At 64.4% G+C, this 20,404-nt stretch carries 24 protein-coding genes and 1 tRNA gene; 11 read left to right on the plus strand and 14 right to left on the minus strand.

What is annotated here, in order from left to right; all coding sequences use genetic code 11:
- Positions 1-2: 2 nt before the first annotated feature.
- The 5 genes from VCJ71_RS01265 to purB form a co-directional block, all read right to left on the minus strand.
- A complete protein-coding gene (locus VCJ71_RS01265; RefSeq protein WP_324638514.1) occupies positions 3-644 on the minus strand; it encodes a phosphoribosylanthranilate isomerase in 642 nt (213 codons plus the stop codon).
- Positions 645-1,163 carry a hypothetical protein gene (locus VCJ71_RS01270; protein WP_324638515.1) on the minus strand — a complete coding sequence of 173 codons (519 nt, stop codon included), beginning with the start codon at positions 1,161-1,163 and terminating at the stop codon, positions 645-647. It lies immediately after the preceding gene.
- A complete protein-coding gene (gene pyrF / locus VCJ71_RS01275; RefSeq protein WP_324638516.1) occupies positions 1,160-1,834 on the minus strand; it encodes an orotidine-5'-phosphate decarboxylase in 675 nt (224 codons plus the stop codon). Before pyrF ends, VCJ71_RS01270 begins: the two co-directional genes overlap by 4 nt.
- A gap of 8 nt (positions 1,835-1,842) precedes the next feature.
- Entirely contained in the window at positions 1,843-2,223 is a 381-nt protein-coding gene (locus VCJ71_RS01280) for a DUF1049 domain-containing protein (RefSeq protein WP_324638517.1), read from the minus strand.
- 70 nt (positions 2,224-2,293) lie between these two features.
- A complete protein-coding gene (gene purB, locus VCJ71_RS01285; RefSeq protein WP_324638518.1) occupies positions 2,294-3,604 on the minus strand; it encodes an adenylosuccinate lyase in 1,311 nt (436 codons plus the stop codon).
- 160 nt (positions 3,605-3,764) lie between these two features.
- Here purB and VCJ71_RS01290 point away from each other — a divergent pair, with 160 nt between their 5' ends.
- Positions 3,765-6,548, plus strand: a complete 2,784-nt coding sequence (locus VCJ71_RS01290) for a DUF3857 domain-containing protein (protein ID WP_324638519.1) — start codon at positions 3,765-3,767, stop codon at positions 6,546-6,548.
- A 19-nt stretch (positions 6,549-6,567) separates the two neighbouring features.
- Here the strand turns inward: VCJ71_RS01290 and radC are convergent, their stop codons facing one another.
- Positions 6,568-7,287, minus strand: coding sequence for a RadC family protein (gene radC, locus VCJ71_RS01295; protein WP_416379135.1), 720 nt, complete (start codon positions 7,285-7,287; stop codon positions 6,568-6,570).
- 179 nt (positions 7,288-7,466) lie between these two features.
- Here radC and VCJ71_RS01300 point away from each other — a divergent pair, with 179 nt between their 5' ends.
- The 5 genes from VCJ71_RS01300 (at position 7,467) to VCJ71_RS01320 (ending at position 10,051) form a co-directional block, all read left to right on the plus strand.
- Positions 7,467-7,793: an AtpZ/AtpI family protein gene (locus tag VCJ71_RS01300; protein WP_290134881.1), complete on the plus strand. Its 327-nt coding sequence runs from the start codon at positions 7,467-7,469 to the stop codon at positions 7,791-7,793.
- A gap of 48 nt (positions 7,794-7,841) precedes the next feature.
- On the plus strand, positions 7,842-8,627 hold the full coding sequence (locus VCJ71_RS01305; RefSeq protein ID WP_324638520.1) for a F0F1 ATP synthase subunit A: 786 nt from the start codon (positions 7,842-7,844) through the stop codon (positions 8,625-8,627).
- A gap of 36 nt (positions 8,628-8,663) precedes the next feature.
- Positions 8,664-8,888 carry a F0F1 ATP synthase subunit C gene (locus VCJ71_RS01310; RefSeq protein ID WP_290134883.1) on the plus strand — a complete coding sequence of 75 codons (225 nt, stop codon included), beginning with the start codon at positions 8,664-8,666 and terminating at the stop codon, positions 8,886-8,888.
- 82 nt (positions 8,889-8,970) lie between these two features.
- Positions 8,971-9,465: a F0F1 ATP synthase subunit B family protein gene (locus VCJ71_RS01315; RefSeq protein WP_324638521.1), complete on the plus strand. Its 495-nt coding sequence runs from the start codon at positions 8,971-8,973 to the stop codon at positions 9,463-9,465.
- Positions 9,458-10,051, plus strand: a complete 594-nt coding sequence (locus VCJ71_RS01320) for a F0F1 ATP synthase subunit B family protein (RefSeq protein WP_324638522.1) — start codon at positions 9,458-9,460, stop codon at positions 10,049-10,051. The genes VCJ71_RS01315 and VCJ71_RS01320 overlap by 8 nt, the downstream gene beginning before the upstream one ends.
- A gap of 77 nt (positions 10,052-10,128) precedes the next feature.
- Here the strand turns inward: VCJ71_RS01320 and VCJ71_RS01325 are convergent, their stop codons facing one another.
- The 4 genes from VCJ71_RS01325 to rpsA all read right to left on the minus strand — a co-directional run bounded on the left by VCJ71_RS01325 (position 10,129) and on the right by rpsA (position 13,469).
- A complete protein-coding gene (locus VCJ71_RS01325) occupies positions 10,129-10,455 on the minus strand; it encodes a DOPA 4,5-dioxygenase family protein (protein WP_324638523.1) in 327 nt (108 codons plus the stop codon).
- A 13-nt stretch (positions 10,456-10,468) separates the two neighbouring features.
- Entirely contained in the window at positions 10,469-11,227 is a 759-nt protein-coding gene (gene gloB / locus VCJ71_RS01330) for a hydroxyacylglutathione hydrolase (protein ID WP_324638524.1), read from the minus strand.
- Between the two features lies 1 nt (position 11,228).
- The gene (locus VCJ71_RS01335) at positions 11,229-11,627 is read right to left on the minus strand and encodes a GFA family protein (protein WP_324638525.1); all 399 of its coding nucleotides are present in this window, start codon (positions 11,625-11,627) and stop codon (positions 11,229-11,231) included.
- A 129-nt stretch (positions 11,628-11,756) separates the two neighbouring features.
- Entirely contained in the window at positions 11,757-13,469 is a 1,713-nt protein-coding gene (gene rpsA, locus VCJ71_RS01340) for a 30S ribosomal protein S1 (RefSeq protein WP_324638526.1), read from the minus strand.
- Between the two features lie 558 nt (positions 13,470-14,027).
- Between rpsA and VCJ71_RS01345 the strand changes: the two genes are divergently transcribed.
- Complete coding sequence (locus VCJ71_RS01345) at positions 14,028-14,606, plus strand: hypothetical protein (RefSeq protein ID WP_324638527.1); 579 nt, start codon at positions 14,028-14,030, stop codon at positions 14,604-14,606.
- Between the two features lie 19 nt (positions 14,607-14,625).
- On the opposite strand, the gene VCJ71_RS01350 is transcribed toward VCJ71_RS01345, so the two are convergent.
- From VCJ71_RS01350 to VCJ71_RS01360, 3 genes are read right to left on the minus strand one after another with little or no spacing between them, the layout of a single operon-like run.
- On the minus strand, positions 14,626-15,246 hold the full coding sequence (locus tag VCJ71_RS01350; protein WP_324638528.1) for a (d)CMP kinase: 621 nt from the start codon (positions 15,244-15,246) through the stop codon (positions 14,626-14,628).
- Complete coding sequence (locus tag VCJ71_RS01355; RefSeq protein WP_324638529.1) at positions 15,243-15,788, minus strand: hypothetical protein; 546 nt, start codon at positions 15,786-15,788, stop codon at positions 15,243-15,245. Before VCJ71_RS01355 ends, VCJ71_RS01350 begins: the two co-directional genes overlap by 4 nt.
- Positions 15,785-16,060 (minus strand): CBU_0592 family membrane protein, encoded by a 276-nt coding sequence (locus tag VCJ71_RS01360; protein WP_324638530.1) that lies wholly within the window; start codon positions 16,058-16,060, stop codon positions 15,785-15,787. The genes VCJ71_RS01355 and VCJ71_RS01360 overlap by 4 nt, the downstream gene beginning before the upstream one ends.
- Positions 16,061-16,088: 28 nt before the next feature.
- Between VCJ71_RS01360 and VCJ71_RS01365 the strand changes: the two genes are divergently transcribed.
- A complete protein-coding gene (locus VCJ71_RS01365) occupies positions 16,089-16,670 on the plus strand; it encodes an HAD family hydrolase (protein ID WP_324638531.1) in 582 nt (193 codons plus the stop codon).
- Here the strand turns inward: VCJ71_RS01365 and aroA are convergent.
- Entirely contained in the window at positions 16,667-18,004 is a 1,338-nt protein-coding gene (gene aroA / locus VCJ71_RS01370) for a 3-phosphoshikimate 1-carboxyvinyltransferase (RefSeq protein ID WP_324638532.1), read from the minus strand. The genes VCJ71_RS01365 and aroA overlap by 4 nt on opposite strands.
- Positions 18,005-18,161: 157 nt before the next feature.
- Here aroA and VCJ71_RS01375 point away from each other — a divergent pair, with 157 nt between their 5' ends.
- The 3 genes from VCJ71_RS01375 (at position 18,162) to ffh (ending at position 20,378) form a co-directional block, all read left to right on the plus strand.
- Complete coding sequence (locus VCJ71_RS01375; RefSeq protein ID WP_290134892.1) at positions 18,162-18,488, plus strand: TIGR02300 family protein; 327 nt, start codon at positions 18,162-18,164, stop codon at positions 18,486-18,488.
- A gap of 87 nt (positions 18,489-18,575) precedes the next feature.
- A tRNA-Ala gene (locus VCJ71_RS01380) sits at positions 18,576-18,651 on the plus strand.
- A gap of 245 nt (positions 18,652-18,896) precedes the next feature.
- A complete protein-coding gene (ffh, locus tag VCJ71_RS01385; RefSeq protein WP_324638535.1) occupies positions 18,897-20,378 on the plus strand; it encodes a signal recognition particle protein in 1,482 nt (493 codons plus the stop codon).
- The last annotated feature ends 26 nt before the right edge of the window (positions 20,379-20,404 follow it).

A 20,404-nucleotide genomic window follows, 5' to 3' on the forward strand; every position in this document is an offset into this window, starting at 1 on the left:
GATCACTTGTTCGCTGAGAGGGCGGCTTCGCAAAAAGCGCGTATGCGGCCGATATCCTTGACGCCGGGCGCTGATTCAAGGCCGCTGGAGGCATCGACCAGCGGCGCGCCCGTGCGGCGGATGGCATCGGCCACAGTGTCGGGGGTCAGGCCACCGGCAAGCCCCCAGTCGGTCTGGTGGTTGAAACCGTCCAGCACGCTCCAGTCGAAGCCCACGCCGTTGCCGCCGGGCAGCGCCTTGGCCGGCGCATCGTACAGCAGCCGCGCCGCCGCCTTGGCATAGCGCTGCACTTTTTCGAGCGATTTCGCATTCTGGATGCCCACCGCCTTCCAGAACTCCAGCTTGGTATGCTGGGCGAGGAGGTTGAGCCATTCGGCCGTCTCCGCCCCGTGGAATTGGACGATGTCGGGCTTCACAAAGTCGTGCGCCATTCCCAGTTCCGCCGGCTGCATGTTCACGGTGAGCAGAACGACCTTCACGTCCTTCGGCACGCGTCGGCGCAAGGCTGCTGCATCCTCGAGGCTCAAGTGGCGCGGGCTGGGCTCGAAATGCACGAGGCCGATGTGGGTCGCCCCCGCATCGACCGCCGCGTCGACGGTTTCGGGCGTGGAAAGCCCGCAGATCTTGATGAGTTGTTGGGTCATTCAGGGTTCTATGGCCGGAAACATGAGACCGCCAAGGCTGCCATCGAAAGCAATCCTCTTCACTTTCATCCGGTCTAGCGAATATTCCACGCCAAAGAATTTCGATCCGCCGTCGCAAAGAGTGGCCCAGCGATCGCCCTTCGTAGATAGGGTACTCGCAGGCCTGAAATCGCCATACACCATCCGCTCGCCATCGACGATATAACCGACATATGCGCGGGTGTAGCTTGCCGGGTTTTCGGGCCATTCGAAGGGGTCGAATATCGCCTGACCACCTTGCAGCTCGCGGTATTCCTCCGCTTTGTCGCGCAACAGCCGCATGGTTGCGCTTTCGACCGCGGTCACTTCGCGCGGCGAAACTTCAAAGAAGCTATCGACCCCTTCCGGCCCGGGGCGCGAGCATGTCTCGATAAGTCGTGCGCCGTCTGCTGCAGGCGCGAGAACGACGTTTTCGGATTGGACGGTTGTTGCACAGGCCGTCGCCAGCAGTCCTGCCGCAATGGCGATAGGTAGTTTCATAGCGTCGCCTCGATATCGCGGGCGGCCTGCGCGGGGTCGTCGGCGCGGCTGATGGGGCGACCGATGACCAGCACGCTGGCGCCGTCGTCACGCGCCTGGCGCGGCGTGACCGTGCGTTTCTGGTCGCCGGTGGCGGCGCCTGCCGGACGCAGGCCGGGCACGACGAAATAGCCGCCGTGCCACTGCTGCTTGACCGATTTCACTTCCTGCCCGGAACACACGATCCCGTCGAGCCCGCTCGCCTGCGCGAGTTCGGCAAGGCGCATCACGTGGTCGTGCGGGGAGCCGGTCACGCCGGTCCGCGCAAGGTCCCGCTCGTCGAGGCTGGTGAGCATCGTCACGGCGACGACCTTGCACCGCTCGCCCGCGGCGGCTTTCGCATCTTCCATCATCGCCCGCCCGCCGCCGGCGTGGACCGTGACGATGGCCGGTTCCAGCACGCTGATCGCCCGCATCGCCGCGCCGACGGTGTTGGGAATGTCGTGCAGCTTGAGGTCGAGGAAGATCGGCAGGCCGACCTGCGCTAGGTCGTGGACCCCGTGCGAGCCGTGCGCGCAAAAGAACTCCAGCCCCAGCTTCAGCCCGCCGACATGGGCCTTGACGCGGCTTGCGAGCGCGCGCGCAGCATCGAGCTGCGGCACATCGACGGCGAGGAAGACGGGGTTGGACACGGCCGCGGTCAGGACTTGTCGTCGGCCGTCAACGGGCCGGGATCTTCCAGCGGTCGCGGGCGGTCGGAATGGGCCGGCGTGGGGCCGGGCACCGGTGCGGGCGTCGGTGTAGCAGCGGTGGTCGACGCAGTTCCCTCCGTGTGCGTGGTGTGCGTCGTGTTCTGCAGGGACCGGATCTTGCGCTCCAGCCGCCATGCCTGCGTGCGATAGACGAGCCACGTCGGCACCAGGCCGAGCAGGAAGGACACGATCACCACCGCCGGCAGGCGCGTCTGCCAGATCAGGTTTTCCCAAATGTGGACTTCGCTCGTCTCGCCCCAGTTCGCGACCGAGAAGGCGACCAGCGCGACCAGCAGGAAGACCCATACCAGCGTTCTCACAATCTGCATTCCAATCTCCCTCGAAGAACGGGCGCGATGCTAGGGGCAGGGCCGCCGCTTGGGAAGGGGCGGCGCGCCGTCAGCCGAAGACGCGGTCGAAGATCGTGTCGACCTGCCTGAAGTGGTAATCGAGGTTGAAGCTTTCGGCGAGGTCTTCGGGCGCGATCTTCGCTGTCACCTCCTCGTCGGCCTGCAACAGTTCCAGCAGCGACAGCTTGCCGTCCGATTCCCAAACTTGCATCGCGTTACGCTGGACCAGCGCATAAGCATCCTCGCGGCTGATGCCGGCCTGCGTCAGGGCAAGCAGGACGCGCTGGGAATGGACGAGGCCGCCCATCCGGTCGAGATTGGCCTGCATGCGGTCGGGATAGACCAGCAGCTTGTCGACCACGCCGGTCAGCCGCGCCAGCGCGAAATCGAGCGTGATGGTGGCATCGGGGCCGATAAACCGTTCGACCGAGGAGTGGGAAATGTCCCGCTCGTGCCACAGCGCGACGTTCTCCATGGCGGGCAGGGCGTAGGCGCGGATCATGCGGGCCTGCCCGGTGAGGTTCTCGGTCAGGATCGGGTTGCGCTTGTGGGGCATAGCGCTCGAACCCTTCTGGCCGGGCGAGAAATATTCCTCGGCCTCGAGCACCTCGGTGCGCTGCAGATGGCGGATTTCCACCGCCAGCCGCTCGATCGAGCTCGCGATTACCGCCAGCGTGGCGAAATACATCGCGTGGCGATCGCGCGGGATGACCTGCGTGCTGACCGGCTCGACCGCAAGGCCTAGGCGTTCCGCCACGTGCTCTTCGACTTCGGGCGAGATGTTGGCGAACGTGCCCACAGCGCCGCTGATCGCGCAGGTCGCAATCTCCGCGCGCGCGGCGACGAGGCGGGCACGGCAGCGTTCGAATTCGGCGTAGGCCTGCGCCAGCTTCAGGCCGAAAGTGGTCGGTTCGGCGTGGATGCCGTGGCTGCGCCCGATGGTGGCGGTGTACTTGTGCTCTTTCGCCCGGCGTTTCAGCGCGGCGAGCAGCAGGTCCATGTCTTCCAGCAGGATGTCGCTTGCCCGGGCGAGTTGCACGGCAAGGGTGGTGTCGAGCACGTCGCTGCTGGTCATGCCCTGGTGCATGAAGCGCGCTTCCTCGCCCACCTGGTCGGCGACCCAGGTAAGGAAGGCGATGACGTCGTGCTTGGTCACCGCCTCGATGTCGTCGATCGCGTTTACGTCGATCTCCGGCTCGGTCGCCCACCAGTCCCACAGCGCCTTGGCTGCGCTGTCCGGCACGACGCCCAACTCGCCCAGCTTTTCGGTCGCATGCGCCTCGATCTCGAACCAGATACGATATTTCGCTTCCGGCTCCCACAGGGCGGTCATGGCAGGGCGGGCGTAACGGGGGACCATGGGTTGCTCCGGTCGGATGGCTTGGGGACGAGGGGCGCGTATGGCTTCGGCCCCGGCAATTCAAGCCCGCTTCCCCGCATTTCCTTGTAAGAACACGGCAAGGTGTGCAGTCTACGGCGAGGGATGCGGGAATTTGCCGTATTCAACAGGGGATTACTTCGTGAGTCGCACCAAATTTGCCGCATTTGGCTTGATTGCCGCTGCCTGGGTTTCGCCAGCACTCGCCGGGGACGAGCCGATATACGCACCGGCTCCCGATTGGGTGGAAGTGATACCGGCCAGCGAGGTGGACAGCGATACGGGGCCGTCGGACCGTCTGATTGATACGCAGATCTGGATCGATGAGGGCACGGTCCACCGCTACGAAGAACGTATCGTCAGGCTCGACAGCACCGAGGCGCTGACTTCTGCCGGCACGCTTCAGACCACGTGGCTGCCCGACAAGGGCGACCTGACTATTCATGCCCTGCAAATCCTGCGCGGCGGGGAGGTCATCGACCTGATCGAGCAGGGTGTGCGCTTCGACACGCTGCGGCGCGAACGCGGGCTGGAGATGCGCTTCCTCGACGGCGTCTTGACAGCAACGGTCGCAGTTCCGGGCCTTAAGGTCGGCGACCGGCTTCGCGTGGCCTATTCGACTTCGCTCAAAGACCAGGCGCTGGGCAACGAAATCCAGGCGCGCCATTTCCTGCCCAGCGAACCGCAGCAAATCGGCCGCAGTCGGGTTATCGCGAGCTGGGCGGCAGACGACGACATCCTGTGGTCGGCAGGCCCGGACGTGGAGGGCATCGAAACAGAGACGGTCGGGGGGCGCACGCGTCTTTCGCTCGAACTTCCCATCGCGCGGCGCAAGCCCATGCCTTACGACGCGCCGAGCCGCTTCAAGCGACCGCCTATCCTGGAAATTACCAGTTTCGCCGATTGGCAGGAATTGTCGCGCGAGATGGCGCCGCACTTTGAAACCGCCGCAACCATAGAGCCCGGCGGCGAACTTGCCGGCAAAGTTGCTGCAATCAGGGCCGCCAGCACCGACCCGCTGACCCGTGCGGTCGCGGCCACGCGGCTGGTGCAGGAAGACATCAGCTATCTGATGAACGGTCTCGATGGCGGCAATTACCTGCCGCAGAACGCCGAACTGACATGGGACAAGAAATACGGCGACTGCAAGGCTAAGTCGGTCTTGCTGCTCAGCATGCTGCGAGAGCTGGGCATCGAGTCGCAGGCTGTGCTCGTGACCACGCAGGGCGGGGATGCCTTAAGCGAGGTGACCGCCTTGCCCGGCCATTTCGACCACATGATTGTGCGCGCCACTATCGACGGGGTCGACTATTGGATCGACGGCACCAGCAACGGTACCCGTGCGACCAATATCGGCGAAGTTCCGCCGTTTTACTATGCATTGCCATTGACCGCCGAAGGGGCCGACCTGGTCCCGATGACCCAGCGTGAGCAGCCCTGGCCCGACCAGATCATGACGAGCGTTCTCGATCTGTCGGCAGGGATCGACCTGCCAGGCCTGTCCACCATGCGCATGGAGGCGTTCGGAGCGGGCGGGGCCTCGTTCAAGCAATTCGCCGCGCAGCTGGACGCGCAGGGCAAGCAGGAAATGCTGCGGTCCATGTCCGGTTCGGGCGATATCGTGACCGACGTGGACGTCAGTTATGACGACGAAAGCGGGACCGGGCTGTTCGTGGCGAAAGGATTGATGGATAACCCGTTTTCGTGGCGCGATGGCGAGCTTGTTTACAATCTGACGCCTTCCTCGGGAATCAACTTCTCACCTGACCGCGCTCGTTCTTCATGGCGGAACATCCCCGCAGCGACACGGGGCCCGACCCGCGAGCGGTCGATCTTGGAGTTGGAGCTGCCGGGCGCCGGCAAAGGCTTCACGCTTCGCGGCGATGCCGCGATGCGCGGCGAAGCGGCCAACCAGGTCATCAGCTGGGACGGCGCGATCGAGGGAAGCACTGTAAGTGTCGCCGTGGAAACGATCGGGCATCTGGGAGAGATTGCTCCCGACCGCATCGGCGCGGAAAAACGCGCTGTGATGGCTCTCTCGGCGAAGAAACTGGAAGTGCTTGCTCCGGCCGATCCGCTGTGGCGCTGGGAACGCGATCCGCGCGAACTGGCGCGCGCCGCCGCGCCGCTGATGGCGCAATTCGATGCCGCCCTCGCGAATGCCGCTCCCGACGATTTCGGCCCGCTCGAACGCCGGGCCGCATTCAAGAAACTTCTGCTGGATTACGAAGCGGCACTGGTGGATTACGACCGGCTGGTGGAGGAGCGCGGTGCGATCGACGAATTGCGGATGCGCGCATCCTTGCATGACCAGATGGGAAATCTTGCCGAGGCGACGGAGGGCTATCGCGAGGTCTACGACTTGGAGCCTGACATGTGGAACGGCTATAATCTGGCCATTGCTCTCGCCCGAACGGGCGCAATCGACGAGGCGCTGGAAACGCTCGACACTATCGTGGTCGATGACGACGAAGCATGGCGCATCGCCACCTTCCGCTCCGACATCCTGGGCATTGCCGGCCGCGCGGAAGACGGGCTTTTCGAGATCGAGAGTGCGCTGGCATCGGGCGAGACCGACGCCGCACTGCTCAATCAGGATTGCTGGTTCCGCGGGATTTACGACGTCGGCACCGATGACGGGGTCGCCCGTTGCAATGCCGCCGTCGAGAAAGCCAGCGAGTCCGCCAACGTATTCGACAGCCGGGCCATGATGCATTTCAAGCTCGGCGATCACGATGCGGCGCTTGCCGACCTCGATGCGGCGCTGGAACTCGACCCTTCGCAGGAAGCCTCGCTTTACCTTCGCGGCGTCGTCCGCCTGGCTGAGGGCGACGCCGGGGGCATGGACGATATTCGCGCGGCCCGACGCATCTGGCCGGCGGTCGACACAATCTATGCCGGATACGGTATTACGCCGCCGTCCTGACAAGCCTTGCAAGCCGGCGTCAGATCAGGCCCTTGCTCCGCAGCGAGACGTGCCCTTCGCGCCCGACGATGACATGGTCGTGCACGACGATGCCGAGCAGGCGCCCGGCTTCGGCGATCCGGTTGGTGATATCGATGTCGGCGCGGCTCGGCTGCGGGTTGCCGCTCGGATGGTTGTGGACGAGGATCAGCGCCGTTGCGCCGATTTCCAGCGCCCGCTTCACCACTTCTCGCGGATGGATCGCCGCCTCGTCGATCGATCCGTCACCGACGTGGTGGTCCAGGATCAGGCGGTTCTGCGTATTCAGGTACAGCACGCGAACCCGTTCCACCGTCAGGTGGGCCATGTCGATGGTGAGGTAGTCGATCAGCGCCTGCCAGCTGCCCAGCACCGGCTTGTCCTGCACGCCCGCCTTCGCCAGCTTGCGCGCGGCCAGCGCCACCACTTTCAGCGCGGCGGCGCTGGTTTCGCCCATCTGGGGGTGGCCGGCGAGGGCCTTCGGGTCGGCATTGAGCACCCCTGCCAGCGAACCGAAGCGCTGCATCAGGCTCTTGGCGATGGGCTTGGTATCGATCCGCGGGCGCGAGGCGGCGAGGAGATATTCGAGCACCTCGTAATCGGCCAGCGCGTCGGCCCCTCCTTCCAGCAGCCGGGTGCGCAGCCGTGCACGGTGCCCGGCATGGTCGGCCTTGCCGGTCTGGCCTGTCACGGCCGGTGTGTCGGTGCGCCCCTCTTCCACGCCGCCTGATTGCCCGCCATCGCGCGACTGTGCAAGGCGGGAAGCGGGGCAGAGGGCCGAATATACCGGAAGCAGGCGGGCCACTGCGGTTGACTCGAATCCGGCACCCCCCTAAGGGGGCGGCGCCCTTGGCGGGCACCTTCGTTGCCCGTGCCTCACACACTCCGCAGGAGCATGGCATGAGCGACGATAAACCCGCCCGGGAACCCGTCGGTGAAGATGCGAGAATCGACGCGCTGGAAGAGCGGCTCAAGGCGGCTCAGGAGCGCGAAGCGGAACGCAACCGGCCGAAGACGCAAGGTACCGATGCGAATTACAAGCTCGGCAACCGCGTCCTGGCCGAACTGCTCGGCGGGCTTCTTGGCGGGGCGGCGATCGGATGGGTCATCGACCGGGTCTTCGATACGTCGCCGTGGGGTCTGTTGGTGATGCTGTTCCTTGGGATCGGTGTCGCCTTCAGGAACATCATCCGGATTTCCAGCCGGCGCCCGGACGATCCCCAGTAAGGGGTTCGCGATGGGCGCCCGTTGCATGCAGGTTTGAGGTATTTCTCGGTGGCGCAAGAAGCCAAAGTCGATCCGATGTACCAGTTCCAGATCCAGCCGATCTTCGGCTCGGAAAACTGGGAACTGGCGGGCATGAATATCGCCTTCACCAACAGCGCGATGTGGATGCTGATCAGCGCCGTCGTGCTGTGGGTATTCATGCTGGGCGGCATGCGGCGCGAACTGGTGCCGGGCCGCTGGCAGATGGCAGTGGAAAGCTTCACCGGCTTTATCGACAACATGCTGGAAGCCAACGTGGGCAAGGCTGGGCGCAAGTACGTGCCTTACATCTTCAGCCTGTTCATGTTCATCCTGTTCGCCAACCTCCTCGGCCTGATGCCGCTGGGCCTGGCGGGCGTCCACCCGTTCACTTTCACCAGCCACCTTACGGTGACCGGCGTGCTGTCGCTGATGACTTTCGCGATCGTCCTGATAGTGGGTTTCGCGAAGCACGGTTTCCACTTCTTCAGCCTGTTCGTGCCGCACGGCACACCGTGGCCGATGATCCCGATCATCTTCCCGATCGAGCTGATCAGCTTCCTCTTCCGCCCGATCAGCCTGGCGCTGCGACTGTTCGTCGCCATGATGGCCGGCCACGTCCTGCTGGAAATCCTCTCCAGCTTCGTGATCAGCGGCATCAACGCCGGCCCGGCCTTCGGCGCGCTCGTTTCCATTCCCAGCATGCTGCTGATGATCGCCATCTGCGCGCTGGAAATCCTGGTCGCGGGCATCCAGGCCTATGTTTTCGCACTGCTCAGCTCGCTGTACATCAACGACGCTGAAAACCTTCACTAAGCCTTTCAATTCTATCTGTTTACAAAGGAATTTCTCATGGATCTCGAAGCTGCAAAAATGATCGGTGCCGGTCTCGCTGCCATCGGCGCCGGCATGGCTGCCCTGGGCGTGGGTAACGTCTTCGGCTCGTTCCTCGAAAGCGCCCTGCGCAACCCGGGTGCCGCAGACGGCCAGCAGGGCCGCCTGTTCATCGGCTTCGCCGCAGCCGAACTTCTCGGCCTGCTGGCATTCGTCATCGCGATGATCATCCTCTTCGTCTGAGGAAAAAGAACGGCAGTCGGCGAGGATCCCTCCCGACTGCCGCCTCGCCTGACCGCTTCCCACCCGACGCTCGGAATCCGCCATGCCTCAAATCGCGCAACTCGCCGAAACGTGGTCCAGCCAGCTCTTCTGGCTGCTGGTCTTCTTCGGCCTCGTCTATTTCATCGTCGGTCGCGGAATGGTGCCGAAGGTGATGGGCACGGTGGAATCGCGCGACAAGCAAATCGCCGACGATCTTGCCGCAGCACAGGCTGCCCGCGACGCGGCCGATGCGCAGGAAGAGGCGTGGCGCGTTCGCGAGAACGAGAACCGTGCGAACGCGCAGGCCGTGGTGGCTGAAGCGAAGGCCGAGGCTGCCCGGAACACCGAAAAGAAACTGGCCGCAGCCCAGTCGCGCATCGACAAGAAGATTGCCGATGCCGAAACCCGGATCGAGGCTTCGCGCAACGAAGCGCTGGCCGAAATCGAAACCGTCGCGGTCGAAGCCACGCAGGACATCGTCCGCCAGCTGGCCGGTGTGACCGCGACCAAGCCGACGGCAAAGGCTGCCGTGAAGAAGGCCATGGCCCATGTCTGACACTCGCAGCGATCCCTTCGCCGGTCAGCCGCCGGAAGTTCTTGCCACGGATGCCGCGGAAATATCCGGCACCATCGACCACGGCGCGGGCAAGCACGAGGAACCCAGCGCCTTCGGTCTGGAACCTTACCAGTGGGTGGCCGTCTCGATGGTCATCTTCATCCTGATCGCCCTGTTCGTCGCCAAGGCGCACAAGGCGGTGACGGGCGGGCTCGACAACCAGATCGCCGCCATCCGCCAGCAGCTCGACGAAGCGAAGTCGCTCCGGGCCGAGGCAGAGGCACTGCGCGAAGAATACGCTGCCAAGGTCGCCGGCGCGGAAAAGGATGCCGAGGCGATGCTCGCCAACGCGCAGACCGAAGCCGACGCCATCGTCGCCAAGGCCGAAGCGGATACGGAAGCGACCATCACGCGCCGCAAGGCCATGGCCGAGGACAAGATCGCCGCTGCCGAACGCGCGGCGGTGGACGATCTCAAGGCCCGCGCAGCCAATGCCGCAACGGCAGCGAGCCGCGCGATCATCGGCGAGAAGCACGATGCCGCGAGCGATGCCTCGCTGGTGGACAAGACCATCGCCAGCATCTGAGCGGACGTCTCCATCGACATCGAAAAGGGCGGCCTGAGGGTCGCCTTTTTTGCGCCCGATCGAAGGGGGCAGCTGCCCTAATCGAAGAGCGACAGGTCCAGTTCCTCCGACGGGCCGAACCAGACCACATGATGTGTATGGTCGGCCTTGTCGTCGCCGCTCAGCCCGTGGGCAAAGATGGTCAGGTCGCCGCGCTCTTCGGCCGCCCAGACGGCGAATTCCCCGAATTGTGCCGGGCGAAGCGAGAGCTGGCAGGATCCGCGCGGGTGGGGACCTATCGGGCGGAGGTGGAAGTGACCGACCGGCATGCCGAAGCGTTCCTGCGCGCGGGCGGCAAGGGCGCGGGCTGCGTCCACCTCCGCGGCATCGAAATAGATATGGGCATGGAATCCGCGAAGGCTCATTGCGACAGCTCCGTCAGAAAGCGTCCTTCGCCGCTCTCAGCGCGGCAAAGGTTTCGTGGGGGGCAGCGCCGCCCCATTTCGCCATCAGCCCCGGATCGTCGGCGCGCAGGAAGGGGTTGGTGGCGAGCTCGCGGTCCAGCCGGGTGGGGACGGTCGGCTCGTCTCGCTCGCGCTTGGTCGTGATCTCGTCGGCATAGGCCCGGAGCTCCGCATTGTCGGGATCCGCATGGAGCGCGAACTTCGCATTGGCCGCGGTGTATTCATGCGCGCAATAGAGCGTGGTTTGCGGCGGCAGGCTGCGGATGCGATCGAGGCTTGACCAGAACTGCTCCGGCTCGCCTTCGAACATCCGCCCGCAGCCGAGAGCGAATACGCTGTCACCGACAAACGCGATGCCGTCATCGGGGAGATGGAATGCGACGTGCCCGTTCGTGTGCCCGCTGACATCGATAACCCCCGCTTCGTGCGCACCGAGCGCGACCGTGTCGCCATGCGCGACCACGCGGTCGATAGGGGAAAGCTTCTCCACCTCCTGCGGGGCGAGGACTTTCGCTCCCGTGGCCTCGACAATGGCCTTGTTCCCGCCAGCGTGGTCGGGGTGCCAGTGCGTGTTCCAGATCTGCGTGATGCGCCAGCCCTTCGCGTCCGCCTGGCGCAGGTACTCCGCACCGTCCGGCGTATCGATCGCGGCGGTTTCGCCGCTGTCGGGATCGTGCAGCAGGAAGCCGTAATTGTCGGACAGGCAGGGGAACTGGTGAATTTGAAGCGCCATCTTAGCCCTTTCTGCCGCGCGGGAAGGATTGGGTGCTTTCCGGCACGGCAATCCAGTGATGCCTGCAGTCCTCGAACACAGATCGCACCGGCGGTTCGCTCTCGCTGCCGTCATGTGCGCCCACCGCGATGCCGATCCCGCCGGGATGGCGCGCAGTCGTGAGCCAGAACGGGGTGCCGCAGGTGGGGCAGAAGCCGTGAGTCACTTCGTCGCCGCTATCGGCGGTACGGGTGTAGCGTGTCGCCTCGCCCGACAGGCCCACGTCTTCGGCCGCGTAATAGACCATCATCCCGAAGGGCGAGCCGGTGCGCCTCTGGCACGCCTTGCAGTGGCACATGACGCCGTGCCCTTCGCCCCTGATCTGCGCGCTCAGCGCGCCGCATTGGCATCGTGCTTCCATCGGGTCAGTCTACACGAGCCGGCCATACAGAAAAGGCCCGCCTGCTCGGGTGAGCGGGCGGGCCTTTCTTGTTGTCCTATCGCTGCGCTACTTGAGGACGGTTAGTCCCCGTGCAGCGGGCGGAAAGGGTTACTTCTTGTCGTCTTTCTTGAGCGCTTCGCCCAGGATGTCGCCGAGCGATGCGCCGCTGTCGGACGAACCGAACTGGGCAACCGCTTCCTTCTCTTCGGCGATCTGGCGCGCCTTGATCGAGAAGTTCGGCTTCTTCGAACGATCGAAGCCGGTGACCATCGCATCGACCTTCGAACCGGTCTGGAAGCGATCCGGACGCTGCTCGTCGCGGTCGCGGCCGAGGTCCGAACGCTTGATGAAGCCGGTCGCGCCATCTTCGCCGACCTGGACTTCCAGGCCGCCGTCGCGGACTTCCAGCACCGTCACGGTGACCACGTCGCCGCGCTTCAGGCCCGATGCGCTGGCTGCGCCTTCGGCCGTCGGTGCACCCTTTTCGAGCTGCTTCATGCCGAGGCTGATGCGTTCCTTATCGACATCGACGTCGAGGACAACGGCTTCGACTTCCTCGCCCTTGCGGTGCAGGGCCAGAGCGTCTTCACCCGAAATGCCCCAGGCGATGTCGGACATGTGGACCATGCCGTCCACGTCGCCCGGCAGGCCGATGAACAGGCCGAATTCGGTCGCGTTCTTGACTTCGCCGGTGACGGTTGCGCCAACCGGGAACTTCTCTGCGAAATCGTCCCACGGATTGCCCTGGGCCTGCTTGAGACCGAGGCTGATGCGGCGCTTCTCGCTGTCGACTTCCAGCACGACCACTTCGACTTCCTGCGAGGTCGACACGATCTTGCCCGGGTGGACGTTCTTCTTGGTCCAGCTCATTTCGGAAACGTGGACCAGGCCTTCGATGCCCGGCTCCAGTTCCACGAAGGCGCCGTATTCGGTGATGTTCGTGACCGTACCGGTCATCTTCGCACCGACCGGGTACTTCTGCGCCACGCCGTCCCACGGATCGCTTTCGAGCTGCTTCATGCCCAGGCTGATGCGCTGCGTATCGGCATTGATGCGCACGATCTGCACGGTCACGGTCTGGCCGATCTCGATCACTTCGCTGGGGTGGTTGACGCGCTTGTAGCTCATGTCGGTGACATGCAGCAGGCCGTCGATGCCGCCGAGGTCCACGAAGGCACCGTAATCGGTGATGTTCTTGACCACGCCGTCGATGACCTGGCCTTCGGCGAGATCGCTGATCAGTTCGCTGCGCTGTTCGGCACGGGTTTCTTCCAGCACCGCGCGGCGGGAGACCACGATGTTGCCGCGGCGACGGTCCATCTTCAGGATCTGGAACGGCTGCGGCATGTCCATCAGCGGGGCGACGTCGCGCACGGGGCGGATGTCGACCTGGCTACCGGGCAGGAAGGCCACGGCGCCGTCGAGGTCGACGGTGAAGCCGCCCTTGACGCGGCCGAAGATGCGGCCTTCGACGCGCTTGCCTTCGCCGAATTCGTTCTCGAGCTTGTCCCAGGCGGCTTCGCGGCGGGCGCGGTCGCGGCTGAGCATGGCTTCGCCGTCGGCGTTTTCCACGCGGTCGACATAGACTTCGACTTCGTCACCCACCTTGGGTGCGACATCGTCTTCGCCGCGCTCGAATTCCTTGATGTTGACGCGGCCTTCGCTCTTCAGGCCGACATCGATGATCGCCATGCCGGCTTCGATGCCGGTGACGGTGCCCTTGACGACGCGGCCTTCGAAACCGCCGTCGTCGGCATTGCCGAGTTGTTCGTTGAGAAGCGCTTCGAAATCGTCGCGCGTCGGGTTGGCTGTGGTTGCCATCGTGGTGAGTTTCCTCAGGTCTGTTTGCTACCGGCCACCGGTTTTTCCGGGGTCTTGGTCCGTCTCCTTTGCACCATTGCAAAGGTGTACGGGGCAAGAGGGCCGTGATCTCCGCAAGGCCGAATGCGCAAGCGAAGGTCCTGTCGATCCGGGGATGTCGAGAACGGCCGCGCGCCTACGCGATACCCCCGTGAAAGGCAAGCGGTTTGCGGTGGGATCGCAGGCGGGGCGCGCGCACGCCGATCCAACCCAATGGAACACATGGAACACGGTCCAGGAGGAAATCGGCGGGCGGGCGCCAGAAGGGCGAAAGCCGGCGGAAAAGTTGGGTTGGGGCGGGCGCGTGGCCAGCATGAACTGGGTCCTGCCAGCGTAGGACCGATGTAGGAAAGCGGATTTCGGCCCCGAGCGAGGCCGCGCTTCCCCTCAGTCCGGGATAACAGCCCCGAATACCGGCCCCCTTTGGCGAACCCGCCTTCCTGCTTGCCCCAAACGCTTGGAAACCGGGCTTTTACGTTTTTCGACTACGCCCCTTCGCGACCATAAAGAGGCTCCACAATGCACAAGATGAGGAACATAACCTTGGCCGCGGTTGCCGCATCGCTGCTGTCGGCATGCGGCGGCGATAGCCAGGTTTACGCGATGAGCGCCGATGCCGTCAAAAAGGGCGTCCTCGGCAAGCAATCCTCTTATTCGATGGGGTCGCAAACCCGGTTCATGAAAGCGGTCGGTTCGGTCGACAACCGGTTGACGGTTGAACTGTGGAACGATGTGTCCTGGAAACAGACCTGCGAGGTCGAGCTCGAAAAGGTGGACGAGGGCAACACGCGCATAATCCCTTCGTGCGCCACCGGGAGCGGCGACGGGTCCGACAGCTTCGTCGAGATGGAAATCGACGAGCATTTCCGCCAGTTGCTGACCGGGACGCCGATCGATGCCGACCGGATCATGATGAAACAGACCGCCAGTTTCGCGACACAGTTGCCCGGCCTCCAGAAAGAGGCGCTGGAGGCCGAACTGGGCCAAGACACAGAGACCTTCGGGCCATCGGAGTCGGCCGCAGACGAAGGCTGGGGCGGGTCGAGCGACGACGACGCCGACAGCGATTGGGCCGACAGCGATTGGGGTGCGAAGTAGGGACGATTAAGTCCCGGGCTTAGTGGATAGCTTCTTCCACCGCCGCAATGGCGGCCGCGATGGCCGCTTCCCTGTCCAGCGCCGATGTATCGATGACCAGCGCGCCCGGTGCCGCGCGCAGCGGGGCGTCGGCGCGGTTGATGTCGCGATCGTCGCGTGCGGCGATGTCTGCCTCGATCTCGCGCAAGGAGATGTCGAGCTCGCGGTCCTGCATTTCCAGCCAGCGCCGCTTCGCCCGGGCCTCGACGCTGGCGGTAATGAACAGCTTCACGTCGGCATCGGGCGCGATGATCGTGCCGATGTCCCGCCCGTCAAGCACCGCGCCGCCGCGCTGCTCGGCAAAGCTGCGCTGCCGCTCGAACAGGGCCCGGCGTACCGAGGGGTGGACTGAGACGCGGCTGGCAAGCCCGCCAGTCTCCTCGCTGCGCAGGTGCGGATCGGCCAGCAGGCTGCCGGGAAAACCGGTTGCCGCCAGCGCATCGCCCGCATCGTCCGGGTCGCCGCCGTCGAGGAACACCTGCCGCCCGACCGCGCGATAGAGCAGGCCGGTATCGAGATGGGGCAAGCCGAAATGCGCGGCGAGGGCCTTGGAGATCGTCCCCTTGCCCGAAGCGGTCGGCCCGTCGACGGCGATGATCATCGGCTTTCCCAATCTTCTATTCCCACGCGATAAAGGCGATCGTTGGAGTCAAATTCCAGATAAGCTGTTCGATTTCCGGAAAAGACCGAGCATTTGTCTTCGGTGCAGGCAAATTTGGCTGGGGCGATTGCCCGATTTGCAGCGTCGAGCACGTCCTCCCGCGCACGCTTTTCTCCGATGCCCCACGGCGCCACCCAGCGTGGTTCCATGACCGGCTTCACCTTCAGGACCATCCGGCCAAGTGAGACATAGTGATGGACGCCTTCCCCATCCTGGTAAGAGCAATCGGTCCAGTGGGAACACGTCCCATCTCCGCGCGAGTCTCCCTCGTGAGTCTTTTTTAGCAATCCAAGGTCTGTCGAGGAGATAGCGCCCATTTTGGTTGCCGAAAGCGCGGCGGAGAGTTCCTGAAACTGGCCGAGAGTTATCTCGAGAACCTCGGAGCTTTGCGTCGCTTGATTGGATGGCGCGGCGGCTTGCGTGGCTCCCTCCGCCGAACAAGCTACAAGAAAGAGTGAAACGGCGAGAAGGACAAGCTTCATGCCTCCCGCTCCTGTCCCTTGCGCCCGGTCCGCACGGCTTTCCAGATGCCGAAGAGGGCGATGGCCGCCCAGAAACCTTCGAGCACGAGGCTCGGCCAGTTGGTATGGACCAGCAGCGAGATGGTCAGCAACCCGGCCCCGGCGAGATTGGTGCCATGGAGCACTAAGGGGTTGGGCGCGTCCTTCAAGGTCAGATAGGCATAGGCCGCGATGATGCAGGCGGTGCCGAGGAAGCCGATGAGGCTGTAGATGTCGAGCGAGGCATCTTGCATGCCTGCGGCACTAGCTTAACCAGCAGGTATGGCAAACGACATGCAGCAATTGCTGGTGCTCGATCTCGACGAGACGTTGGTGTTTGCCAGCGAAAGCCCGCTGGCGCGTCCGGCGGATTTCATGGCCAATCAGTATCATGTTTATCGACGCCCGCATCTGGAGGCTTTTCTAGAATCTGTTTCGAAGCATTTCAGGTTGGCGGTCTGGTCATCGGCCAGTGACGCCTATGTCGAGAGAATAGTAAAAGGGATATTCCCTTCCGACATACCTCTCGAATTCGTGTGGGGTCGCAGTCGAGCGACCTTGCGGCGCGCTAGCACAGAGGAAGGCTTTCGAGCCGAAGCGGGAAGCCATCCCAATTATCGCAAGCCGCTTTCCAAACTGAAAAAGCTGGGTTGGCGGCTCGAGAACATCCTCATTCTGGACGACACGCCGGCGAAGTCGGCCCAAAATTACGGCAATGCGATCTATCCAACAGTTTGGCATGGAGACGAGGAGGACGTCGAACTTCAGTTGCTGGCACGGTATTTGCCGACCCTTTCATGTCTCGAGAACGTGCGGACGGTCGAAAAGCGCAACTGGCGAAGCAAGGCACTTCAAATGATCTAGCGCATCGCCCCTTCCAGCAGCGCCATGAAATTCGGGAAGCTCGTCGCGATGGGCGCGGTGTCGTCCACTTCCACGCCATCGCGGCTGGCGAGGCCGGCGATGGCCATGCTCATGGCGATGCGATGGTCGAGATGGGTCGTGACCGGGCCGCCTCCGGCCAGCGGCTCCCCGCCGGTGCCGTCGATGACGAGGCCGTCCCCGCGCTCTTCGACACGGGCCCCGATGGCGGTGAGGGCGGTTGCCATGGCGGACAGGCGGTCGCTTTCCTTGACCCGCAATTCGTCGAGGCCGCTGGTGGTCGTGCGGCCATGGGCTAGGGCGGCGGCAACGAAGAACACCGGGAATTCATCGATCATGCTGGGGGCGATCGCCGGATCGACTTCGACGCCGGCGAGGGCGGAATGGCGCACCCTGAGGTCGGCGACCGGCTCCCCGCCGACTTCGCGCGGGTCCATTTCCTCGATGCTCCCGCCCATTTGCCGCAATACTTCGACCAGCCCGGCGCGGGTGGGGTTGAGGCCGACGTTCTCGATCACCAGGTCGCTGCCTTCGGTGACGAGCGCGGCAACGATGAAGAAAGCGGCTGAGGAAGGGTCGCCGGGCACCTCGATCGTCTGCGGCTTCAGCTCCGCCTCGCCGTGCAGGCGGATGACGCGCTCCTTGCCTTGGGCACCATAATCCTCGCCGATCTCCAGCTTCGCGCCGAAACCGGCCAGCATCCGCTCAGAATGGTCGCGCGTCGGCACCGGTTCGATCACCGTGGTGATGCCGGCCGTGTTGAGGCCGGCGAGCAGGACCGCGCTTTTCACCTGCGCGCTGGCGACGGGAAGGCGATAGGAAATCGGCACCGCGGGGTGCGCACCGCGCATCATCAGCGGCAGCGTGCCGCCCGGCGAAGGCTCGAACGAAGCGCCCATTCTACTCAGGGGCTCGATTACCCGGCCCATCGGGCGGCCCGACAGGCTGGCATCGCCGGTGAAGGCCGCCGTGACCGGATGGCTGGCGAGCAGGCCCATGAGGAGCCGCGTGCTTGTGCCGCTGTTGCCCATGTCCAGCGCCCGTTCGGGCTGAAGCAGGCCGCACACGCCCACGCCGTGGATGCGCCAGGTGCCGCCCTCGTCCCGCTCGACCTCGGCGCCCATCGCCCGCATGGCGGCCGCGGTGGCGAGCACGTCCTCGCCTTCCAGCAGGCCGGTGACCGTCGTTTCGCCCACCGCCAGCGCGCCGAGCATCAGCGACCGGTGGCTGATCGACTTGTCGCCCGGCACGCGAATACGGCCAGTCAGCGGGTTCTGGCGGGAGAAGCGGTGGGTGGTGTGATGGGGCGGGGTCATGCAGGCTCGATAGTTGTCGGCGGCTTTTGACAGCGCCCATGGCCTGTGGCAAGGCGCGCCGCCAACGCTGTGGGCCTTGAAATCTTGGCTGCCGGCAACACCTGATTTACACGCGTTACAAGCCCGCCCGAGCGGCGGCCATCAATCGAGGAACATCATGGTCAAACCCGAATGGGGCACCAAGCGCACCTGCCCGAAATGCGGCGAGCGCTTTTACGATCTCGGCAAGGAAGATCCCGTCACCTGCATCGAATGCGGCAACGAGTGGACGCCCGAGCCGGTGCTGAAGTCCAAGCAGCCGATTCCGTTCGAGGAAGAGAAGAAGGACGACAAGAAGGACGCCGACAGCGACTTGGCCGATGACGATCTGGACGACATCGACGACAGCGACGATTCGCCCGATGCCGACGTCGATCTGGACACCGGCGACGACGATCTCGGCGTGTCGAAGGGCAAGGGCGACGACGACAGCGACGACGATTAAGGGTTGCATCCGGGGGATGGGCTGAATAAAGGCCCGTTCCCGATGCGCGGCGGACCTGCTATGGTGCGCTGCACATCAGAAATGATCGGGGCCTTAGCTCAGCTGGGAGAGCGCAACACTGGCAGTGTTGAGGTCAGCGGTTCGATCCCGCTAGGCTCCACCATTTCATCGTCTTTTGGCCCTGGGTGGGCTGCAAATGCCGGATGGCTCCGCTTCCGGTGCTCACGGACTGAAGTCCGCTGCGCTCCGGTTCTCGCCCTCCGACGTTTTCGCTTCTACCCAAGCCCAAAATCCGACGAAATGGATTTTTATCGAAGACGGACCGCTGTCGGTTCGCGCGCTGGCCAACGAGGTTTCGTTCGCCGGCGCTTTTCGCGTTTGACGGGAAACCGTCGGTAAGGAGTGGCCATGTTCGACACGCTGTCCGATCGCCTTGGCGGGGTCTTCGACCGCCTGCGCGGCCGCGGTGCGCTGCGCGAACAGGATGTGCGCGATGCCATGCGCGAAGTGCGCATCGCCCTGCTGGAAGCAGATGTGGCGCTTCCGGTCGCGCGCGACTTCATCGACAAGGTGACCGAAAAAGCCGTCGGCCAGAATGTCCTGAAGTCGGTCACGCCCGGCCAGATGGTCGTCAAGATCGTCAACGACGAGCTGATCAACATGCTTGGCGGGGACGCCGCCAGCAAGGAAGGTCGCGCGGGAGAGGCGGAGCCGCTCAACCTCGAGGCGAAGCCGCCGGTCGTCATCATGATGGTCGGCCTGCAGGGCTCGGGCAAGACCACCAGCACCGCCAAGCTCGCCAAGTACCTGCGCGAGAAAATGGGCAAGAAGCCGATGATGGCCTCGCTCGACGTCGCGCGCCCGGCCGCGCAGCAGCAGCTCGCCATCCTCGGCGAACAGGCCGATGTCGCGACCCTGCCGATCGTCGCCGGCCAGCAGCCGGTCGACATCGCCCGCCGCGCGCTGGATTCCGCGCGGCTGCAGAATGTCGACGTGGTGCTGCTCGATACCGCGGGCCGCCTGCATGTCGACGATGCGCTGATGGCGGAAATGAAGGCGGTTGCGGGCGTATCCGCGCCCACCGAAGTGCTGCTGGTGGTCGACAGCCTGACCGGCCAGGACGCGGTCAACGTCGCGCAGAACTTCTCCGACGAGGTGCCGCTGACCGGCGTCATCCTGACCCGGATGGACGGCGATGCCCGCGGCGGTGCGGCGCTGTCCATGCGCGCGGTGACCGGCAAGCCGATCAAGTTTGCCGGCACGGGCGAGAAGCTTGATGCGCTGGAGGCCTTCCACCCCGGCCGCGTGGCCGACCGTATCCTAGGCATGGGCGATGTCGTCAGCCTGGTCGAAAGGGCCGCCGAGGTCATCGACAAGGAAGACGCCGACCGCATGGCCGAGCGGATGATGAAGGGGCAGTTCGACATGAACGACCTTCGCACCCAGCTGAAGCAGATGCAGAACATGGGCGGGCTCGGGATGCTGGCAGGCATGATGCCGGGCATGAAGAAGGCCAAGGCGGCGATGGCGGCCAGCGGCATGGACGACAAGGTGCTGGTCCACATGGACGCGATCATCGGTTCGATGACCGCCAAGGAACGCACCAATCCCGGCCTGATGAACGCAAAGCGCAAGAAGCGCGTCGCGGCAGGCAGCGGCACCTCCGTGCAGGAGGTGAACAAGATCCTGAAGATGCACCAGGAAATGGGCCGCGCAATGAAGCAGATCAAGAAAATGGGCGGGCTGAAGGGCCTCGGCGCCCTGTTCGGCGGGGGTGGACCCGGCGGAATGGGCGGCGGCGGTGGCGGCATGCCCGGACTTCCCGGCGGGCTGGGCGGCGGCGCAGGCAGCCTTCCGCCCGACCTCCAGAACCTCATCAACAAGAAATAATTTCAAGACATTACATCGGAAAGGTA

The organism is Pseudoblastomonas aquimaris (assembly GCF_035481675.1).
In the GTDB taxonomy this organism is placed as follows: domain Bacteria; phylum Pseudomonadota; class Alphaproteobacteria; order Sphingomonadales; family Sphingomonadaceae; genus Alteriqipengyuania_B.

Bases quoted from the DNA above. Each gene is read 5' to 3' on its own strand.
- VCJ71_RS01345 (WP_324638527.1), top strand. From the start codon at position 14,028: ATGCACAAGATGAGGAACATAACCTTGGCCGCGGTTGCCGCATCGCTG.
- ffh (WP_324638535.1), top strand. From the start codon at position 18,897: ATGTTCGACACGCTGTCCGATCGCCTTGGCGGGGTCTTCGACCGCCTG.
- VCJ71_RS01365 (WP_324638531.1), top strand. From the start codon at position 16,089: ATGGCAAACGACATGCAGCAATTGCTGGTGCTCGATCTCGACGAGACG.
- VCJ71_RS01265 (WP_324638514.1), bottom strand. From the start codon at position 644: ATGACCCAACAACTCATCAAGATCTGCGGGCTTTCCACGCCCGAAACC.
- VCJ71_RS01335 (WP_324638525.1), bottom strand. From the start codon at position 11,627: ATGGAAGCACGATGCCAATGCGGCGCGCTGAGCGCGCAGATCAGGGGC.
- VCJ71_RS01300 (WP_290134881.1), top strand. From the start codon at position 7,467: ATGAGCGACGATAAACCCGCCCGGGAACCCGTCGGTGAAGATGCGAGA.
- VCJ71_RS01355 (WP_324638529.1), bottom strand. From the start codon at position 15,788: ATGAAGCTTGTCCTTCTCGCCGTTTCACTCTTTCTTGTAGCTTGTTCG.
- VCJ71_RS01360 (WP_324638530.1), bottom strand. From the start codon at position 16,060: ATGCAAGATGCCTCGCTCGACATCTACAGCCTCATCGGCTTCCTCGGC.
- purB (WP_324638518.1), bottom strand. From the start codon at position 3,604: ATGGTCCCCCGTTACGCCCGCCCTGCCATGACCGCCCTGTGGGAGCCG.
- VCJ71_RS01280 (WP_324638517.1), bottom strand. From the start codon at position 2,223: ATGCAGATTGTGAGAACGCTGGTATGGGTCTTCCTGCTGGTCGCGCTG.
- VCJ71_RS01310 (WP_290134883.1), top strand. From the start codon at position 8,664: ATGGATCTCGAAGCTGCAAAAATGATCGGTGCCGGTCTCGCTGCCATC.
- gloB (WP_324638524.1), bottom strand. From the start codon at position 11,227: ATGGCGCTTCAAATTCACCAGTTCCCCTGCCTGTCCGACAATTACGGC.
- VCJ71_RS01325 (WP_324638523.1), bottom strand. From the start codon at position 10,455: ATGAGCCTTCGCGGATTCCATGCCCATATCTATTTCGATGCCGCGGAG.
- VCJ71_RS01270 (WP_324638515.1), bottom strand. From the start codon at position 1,163: ATGAAACTACCTATCGCCATTGCGGCAGGACTGCTGGCGACGGCCTGT.
- VCJ71_RS01320 (WP_324638522.1), top strand. From the start codon at position 9,458: ATGTCTGACACTCGCAGCGATCCCTTCGCCGGTCAGCCGCCGGAAGTT.
- VCJ71_RS01350 (WP_324638528.1), bottom strand. From the start codon at position 15,246: ATGATCATCGCCGTCGACGGGCCGACCGCTTCGGGCAAGGGGACGATC.
- aroA (WP_324638532.1), bottom strand. From the start codon at position 18,004: ATGACCCCGCCCCATCACACCACCCACCGCTTCTCCCGCCAGAACCCG.
- VCJ71_RS01375 (WP_290134892.1), top strand. From the start codon at position 18,162: ATGGTCAAACCCGAATGGGGCACCAAGCGCACCTGCCCGAAATGCGGC.
- VCJ71_RS01315 (WP_324638521.1), top strand. From the start codon at position 8,971: ATGCCTCAAATCGCGCAACTCGCCGAAACGTGGTCCAGCCAGCTCTTC.
- rpsA (WP_324638526.1), bottom strand. From the start codon at position 13,469: ATGGCAACCACAGCCAACCCGACGCGCGACGATTTCGAAGCGCTTCTC.